This window comes from Rhodopirellula maiorica SM1 (genome assembly GCF_000346295.1).
In the GTDB taxonomy this organism is placed as follows: Bacteria; Planctomycetota; Planctomycetia; order Pirellulales; family Pirellulaceae; genus Novipirellula; species Novipirellula maiorica.
Genome location: NZ_ANOG01000384.1, coordinates 1 through 7039 on the forward strand (window position 1 = coordinate 1; position 7039 = coordinate 7039).

A 7039-nucleotide genomic window follows, 5' to 3' on the forward strand; every position below is an offset into this window, starting at 1 on the left:
ACGCTGTTGATTTAATGACGTTTCCTGGGGCAAGCGGTGGCGGATGGACTGCCTCGTCCGTCATGAATGTATTCGACGGACGAGGAAGTCCGTCGTACGACTAAATCAACAGCCTGCGGGTGTAAGCCGTGGGTGATGCTTGCCGACAAACTACTTGCTGCGTCGTGACTCGACGGCGTCGCTGAGATCCTGCAGGATCGCGACGGTTTCATCCCAACCGATACATGCGTCGGTGATGCTCTTACCACGGACAAGGTTCCCGTCACTGAGGCTTTGGTTGCCTTCGACCAAGTTGCTTTCGATCATCACGCCCATGATACGGTCATCACCATCACCAACTTGGCTACAGATATCGCGGCACACGTAGCGTTGGCGTGTATATTTCTTGCGACTGTTTGCATGGCTGGTGTCGATCATGATGCGTGGGGTCAGATTCGCTTTCTTCAGCAAATCCGATGCGGCATCGATGCTGGCGGCATCATAATTGGTGTGAATTCCTCCACGCATGATCACGTGACAATCACTGTTGCCGGACGTGGCAAAGATCGCCGAGGTCCCTTCTTTGGTAACCGACAAAAAGTGGTGCGGACGCGACGCCGAGCAAATCGCATCGACGGCGATCTGCACGTTGCCGCTGGTTCCATTTTTGAAACCGACTGGACATGACAATCCTGACGCAAGTTCGCGATGCCCCTGGCTTTCGGTCGTGCGAGCACCGATTGCCCCCCAACCGACAAGATCGGCTATGTATTGAGGACTGATCAAGTCAAGGTATTCGGTGCCGGTCGGCAGCCCCATGGCGTTGATGTCACGCAGCAAACCACGCGCGGTTCGCAGCCCGCGATTAATCTCGAAACTGTCGTCCAAGCCTGGGTCATTGATCAAGCCTTTCCAACCAACCGTGGTGCGTGGCTTCTCGAAATAGACCCGCATCACAATCAGCAGATTGTCTTGGTGTTTTTGTTGTTCGACGACCAAATTCTGGGCGTATTCAATTGCCGCTTCCGGGTCATGGATCGAACAGGGGCCGACGACGACAACTAATCGGTCATCCTGTTCGCGGAGCACGCGTTGGATGCCTGCTCGAGCGCTGGACACCGTTTCAGCAACGTTGTCTTCGACCGGGATTTCTGCCATCAACTCTTTCGGCGGCATCAACTGCTTGATCTCATTTATGCGAAGATCGTCGGTCGCTGGCGTTTGGGTTTTCTCGGTCATCGCGTCGTTTGGTGGGAATCGGATTCAATTCGAAAGTGTTGACTATCGTTGATGGACGCAAAAGATCAACCGGGGATCGAATTTGGACCCTAATGGGACAGGAAAATTAGCGGGAAATGTTGATACGACCGCCATATTGTCGCAGCGGCCCGCAGCAGCAGCGTTTGCGAAACACCGCATCGTTCTTATTGTATCTACAGCAAACGCATTCAACAGCCGCCGTTTTGGCCTTAGGTGGGCCAGAGGGCCCCGCCGCGTCGGTGATATTTGTCGCCATAGGAGGGGCAAGGTCGGCGAACCGACATCAATCCTCCGAATGCGAAAAAGCCCGAACATTCCTACCGAACTGCTTAGAACGATGAACAATCAGCCGCCCGGTGAAGCAATCGTGCTGAAAACCACTCGATCAAACGAGTGTTTTGAGGCACGGTTGGTGCTGATGGCGGCCGGAGTCGCCGCCGAGGCTGTTTCCCGCGATGGCACCTGGCTGATCATTGTCGACCCACAGAATCGAGACGCGGCAATCTCGGAATTGGAAGCCTATCGGGACGAAAACAACGACCGGACCACTCGCCTGCGTACCGCAGATCCGGTTTTCGAAGGATCCGCGGTCGCGGTCTTTCTCTACTGCTGTGTCCTAATGCTGGTCGCCGTGTTGGCAGCCAAGTCGACGTTTGGGATGGAGTGGTTCGAAGCCGGACGAATGCACGCGGGCAGCGTCGTCGCGGGGCAGTGGTGGCGAATGTTTACCGCGCTCACTCTGCATCTGGACGCCGCCCATCTGATGGGGAACCTGTTGTTCGGAGCCGTCTTTGGACTGCTGGCCGGTCGATCACTCGGGGGCGGTGTGGCGTGGTTGGGGATTGTCATCGCCGGCGGCATGGGCAACGGCATGAATGCCTGGGCCCAGCCCGCCGCACACACTTCTATCGGCGCCTCGACTGCCGTATTCGCCGCGCTCGGCATCATCGTCTCTCACGGACTTCGTCGCTGGGCAGCGTCTCAGGAAAAGCCTTTCAAACGATGGAGCCCGTTGATTGGTGGAGTCTTGCTGTTGGCATTCACCGGGGTGGGAGGCGAACGAACCGATGTGCTTGCCCACGTCACCGGGTTTGTCGCCGGTTTGATGATCGGATGGGCCGGTAGCCGGTTGCCCAATCGCTGGTTGGCCGCTCGGTTCGCGCAGAACGCAGCAGGCGCCGCGGCCATCGCACTGATTGTGCTGTCGTGGACCGTTGCTCTCGCGGCGGTTCGGTAGTGGAAAGCTCCTTCGCATGTGCCATCAATTGAATTGAAAACCGAGCATCCACCCGAACGGGTCGCACAACCCAAGAAGAGACGCCTTTACATTCGCTCGACGACGACACCGATGATAAACAGCTCGGTATAGATGGGGTTGACCGAATATTGTGTCACGTCGCCTTGCGACTCGATTTTCACGAAGTGATCACCTTTCTTTTCCAAGGTAATACCGCCGCCCGAGACCGATGTTGCCGCTTCGATCTTGGTATTCACAGGATCGCGTGAAGACCAACTCATTGTTGGATTGCTGCCGATCAAAAAGCCCGCTTTGCGTTGCGCAAGTAGTCCCCGCCTTCCAAAAAAGGATGCGTGGTCATACCCAGGTTGAAATGTTAACCGGCGATGTTGTGCCAAATTCACCAGCCCCGAGTCGAACCAGATTCCAGGGTAGATTGCCACCCATCCGGATGCTTCAAATTCGATCGAAAAACTCTGCAGGCTGTCATCGCTAAGCGAAATTGTGTCGCCATCCGGCAACTTCGCTTGCAATTGATAGGGACCAACCAGCAGCGATCTTTTGACGTCGGGGTTCTGATTGTTTGCAAATGAAAATTTCACCGCTAAATCGTCTGATACCGAAGTGGTCCAATCGCTCGGCATCGAAGAAACCGACCAAATCAATCGCCATTGCAATTGCCCTGCTTCGTCGGTGACTTTTGCCCAGCCATCGGGTGGATTCCCCGAGTTGACTGGTGACTCCGACGGGGTTTTTACAGCTTGCCGTGCGGATTCAATCTGCGTCTTCAGAGTCGGATCCGAGTCGTCGATGAGATCGAGGAACGTCCGGTAATTGGTCGTGAAGCTGCCGCCGGGCATATAAGGCGTCTCCGCCGATCTTGACGCTGGCATCGAATCGCAAAATTGATACTGCCCCAACGAAATGACTCCTGGTATGGTCGTTCGCCAATCCCAGGGTGTGGCCCCTAACATCGGTTGGATGATGGGAGTTGCAGATAATTCAATCCGTGCTGCGGCGTTGGCCGAGAATGCGGCTGATTTGTTCGGAGAACTTGCAGAGGACAGCATCGCCGAAAGAACGGGGGAAGCGTCCGTGACAGTGAGCTCGCGTCCGGGTTCTTCAGACACGTCTTTGTGAGCAAGTTCCTGTGCGGAAATCGCCGCGATCTGGCTACTGATCAAACAAACGAGGAATCGTGAGAGATGGATCGGCATCGCGGGCCTCGTCTGCGTTTTGTTAAGTGCTATAAACAAGAGAAATCATTCCGTGTAGCACGGCGATAGGCACCATCGATCCGAGGTCACGTTAGGCTAGACTTCGGCAATGACAAGGCACTCGGCAGCGGCGTTTGTTTCGATCGTGGCCCGGATATCCGAGGCCACAATAAAACGATCACGATCACATCTACAAATGTAATCTCATGCAATCGTGTCACAGCGTTCTCGTGTTACGCTGTGCCAACACCGGGGAAGGCGACCATGACGCCAACGATCAATGGATCGGTCGAGGTGCTTTGACCCGAGAACTCAGTCGATCCATTGGTGCTTCGCGTCCACTCGCTGCTGTGACCGCCGCTGCCGCCAAAGTGGAAGCAGCCGATTCGAATGCCGCCGCTCGCGCTGAACTGATCCTTGTGCTGTCGGAAGGTGTCTTCCGACATACTGATCTTAAATCCTGGCTTGTAGACCACGGCCAATCCTGACACTTGCGTCGACAGTAAACCGTTTTTGCCAAACAGAGCATTTTCCGGTCCTTTGGAGACCCATGGGCTGGTAATGACCCACCCTTGACCGTCGGCGCCTTGTTGCGCCTTGGCAAGATTGCTGATGAACCCGCCGTCATACCATGCACCTGGGGTCACCGGAACCACGGTCGAACTTTGTGCGGTGATTGTCACCTCGACGGATTTGTCGTTTTTGGTGAGATCGAACTCGGACCACGAACCACTCGATTCCACACCCCAAAACGGGGTGCCATAGCTGCCGCTCCCGCCTGCCCAGCTACTAGAGGTGGACGAGTTGCCCTGGTCTGCACCCAGCGTCAAACTGAATTGCCCCTTCGTCCCATTGGCTAACGAGTTTCGCCAATCGTTCGAGTTGCCGATCGTGTAATCAGGAGTCCACTGCAAACTTCCCGAACCATCGGCAACCTTCGCCCATCCACGCGGCGCCGGATCGTTGACGGGATTGCCCGTCGGCAGTTTGGCCGCGTCTTGAGCTTCCTGCAGCGATTGGGGTTGGTAACTGCGGACCAGACTCTGATACGCATTCTGAGCCGCTCTCTGGGTTTTGGCGGCTTGGGTCATCTGATCCTTCCAAGACTTCGCCTGAGGACTCTTGTTCAGCCAGTCCGTGATCGTGGGATACTGAGCTGCGAAAATCGCGCCTCCCTGGTTTTTGGCAAACACGTATGCTTGGTTCATGTCCTGTTCAACTTTCGCCACCGCTTTTTGGGCATTAACGACTTCGTTTTGCAGGTTGCGAAGATCGTTCTGTTGCTCGGGACTCACCTTCCATGTCACATGCGTCAACACTTGCCGATAGGCATCAAAAAATGATGCTGCCTGGGAGTTGTACGTCCCCACCGGCGACCATTCCGGCATGATGCTGACAACTTGATTCGCCGCAGGAGAGATCTCGCCCATTGGCACCGGATCAAAATTGGCATCAATCGGTGCCGCATACAGCTGCAGATGACCGGGGAACGCCTTCGATTTGAGCTGATTAAACGTTTGGCCAAAAAGATCGTCGTTCAACGTCGCGGCCTGAGCCACTTGACTCATCATTGGCGTCAATGACGCCGCGCCTGCGATTGCACCTGAACGCGCTAGAAACAATCGTCGCGAAATGGACTGTGACATGATAGAGATCTCCAATTGCAGTGCTGAAGGGGAGCCTGCCACCGTGAAGAGAACCCCCTTCAATCGATGGTCGATCCGACATTTAGATCGTGCCCCCCATTCTTTCGTGCGTCGTGACACACTCAAGTGGCGATACAGTGGCGATGTGGTGTCGCGCAATCCTCAAGTGAACCGATGCGCACTGCACTTCGGCCATCAGCTGCAAGCGGTTGGATCTGCTGGGTAATTGTTCATCGCGGAATATACGACCCGAACTTCGCGACGCCGAACTTCACCGGTATGAATCTTCGGTGAACCAAGTATGAAAACCACCGGAGTCTGGGACCATTCATGCTGTCAAAAAAGTTTGTAGCCGCCGAACCTAACTTCGCATCAGAGTTACTGAGTTCCGAAGGTTGGATAACGCATGCAACTCACTCGAGAGCTTGTTACAAGCGTTTTGCATACCCGACTAGCAATGCGGAAATCGAAGGTCAAAAACGCGGTCAGGATGATCAATAACCTTAATCGGCACGAACCGCGCCGCTGCAGTGGAATGCATCAACATGAAAAACTGGGGAAGATGTGGTAATGCAAGTTTGACTCTGCGAAATCAACTGATACAACACACAACAGCAGATTCCCGCGGGGGGTCGGCCCTATGCCATCTACTTTGGTAGCGGCACGGCGCGAGCCGTCCGGTTGAGGCGAGTAAACGTTTAGTTTCAACCGGGCGGCTTGCGCCGCACCGCTACAAACGCCACTCGTTTAGTGCAAAGTAGATGGCATTGGGGGGCGGCCGCCCGGTTCTTTAATGTAGGGAGCTTTTCGATGCCAGTCGACAACGAATTCGCAATGGATGTTGCGGTAACCTTGCCGAATTGTGAGCAGGCAGCAATGTCGGGATACAAGATGTTGTTACAAGCATATCGATATGCGATGAACGTCGAGGGGCAATTTTGGGACTTCGCATTGGAAATCGATTTGGTTTGTTCCGCAGGGCTGAGCATCAATGATCTTCGCTGGTTGATTGCCAAAGGTTTCATGGTCCATGGAGTGGAAACGACAGTCCGAGGCGAAACGCATCGCCGCTTTCAAATCAGCGAGGGCTTCATCTTCGCCCCTTCGACATGCGTGATGTTGACTGACCGCGGCGCGATGTTTCTCGAGCGGTTCTTGAAAGAGTTTCAAACGATCCCCAAGACGACCAACGCCGTCTGCTTCGCTACACAATTTGACGAATCGTTCAGATTAGACGACCGATGCCCCGATGATTCGTCAACACAATCGGTCTGGTGCACTGAAAAACCGCGTTGGAATGCCGCTGCACGCGAGCTCAAGTGGGCCTCGAGCATCGTCAAACGCTTTCGAGTTCCCGCTCGGAATCAGGAAACGATCCTGTGCGTGTTCGAAGAGGAAGGATGGCCTGAGTGCATTGATGATCCATTGCCGATTCACCGGGGTATCGATCCCCAGACACGTTTGCACGATGCGATCAATCGACTCAACCGCCATCAAACCAACCCTCTATTGAGCTTTCATGGCAATGGAAAAGGAACCGGGATCGCATGGAAGTCGCAAGTCGCTGAATTTCGGCAAATGCAACCCGCGTCAAGTTTGGACAATACGCTAGGCTCAGGTACCCATGAACGCATGTAGAGCAGGATCAACTTCCTAAGCTTGCAAACACGTATCATAATCTACAAAATCACGCACCCAGC

5 protein-coding genes are annotated in these 7039 nt (G+C 54.6%); 2 read left to right on the plus strand and 3 right to left on the minus strand.

The window, feature by feature from the left end; genetic code table 11:
• Positions 1–150 precede the first annotated feature (150 nt).
• Positions 151–1218 (minus strand): 3-deoxy-7-phosphoheptulonate synthase, encoded by a 1068-nt coding sequence (locus RMSM_RS12400; RefSeq protein ID WP_008696223.1) that lies wholly within the window; start codon positions 1216–1218, stop codon positions 151–153.
• Positions 1219–1576: 358 nt separating this feature from the next.
• Between RMSM_RS12400 and RMSM_RS12405 the strand changes: the two genes are divergently transcribed.
• Positions 1577–2476, plus strand: a complete 900-nt coding sequence (locus RMSM_RS12405; protein ID WP_040766068.1) for a rhomboid family intramembrane serine protease — start codon at positions 1577–1579, stop codon at positions 2474–2476.
• A gap of 86 nt (positions 2477–2562) precedes the next feature.
• On the opposite strand, the gene RMSM_RS12410 is transcribed toward RMSM_RS12405, so the two are convergent.
• Both RMSM_RS12410 and RMSM_RS12415 read right to left on the minus strand, forming a co-directional pair.
• On the minus strand, positions 2563–3693 hold the full coding sequence (locus RMSM_RS12410; protein ID WP_008696227.1) for a hypothetical protein: 1131 nt from the start codon (positions 3691–3693) through the stop codon (positions 2563–2565).
• A gap of 233 nt (positions 3694–3926) precedes the next feature.
• Complete coding sequence (locus tag RMSM_RS12415; RefSeq protein ID WP_008696229.1) at positions 3927–5339, minus strand: hypothetical protein; 1413 nt, start codon at positions 5337–5339, stop codon at positions 3927–3929.
• 810 nt (positions 5340–6149) lie between these two features.
• Here RMSM_RS12415 and RMSM_RS12420 point away from each other — a divergent pair.
• Positions 6150–6977 (plus strand): hypothetical protein, encoded by an 828-nt coding sequence (locus RMSM_RS12420; protein WP_008696230.1) that lies wholly within the window; start codon positions 6150–6152, stop codon positions 6975–6977.
• The last annotated feature ends 62 nt before the right edge of the window (positions 6978–7039 follow it).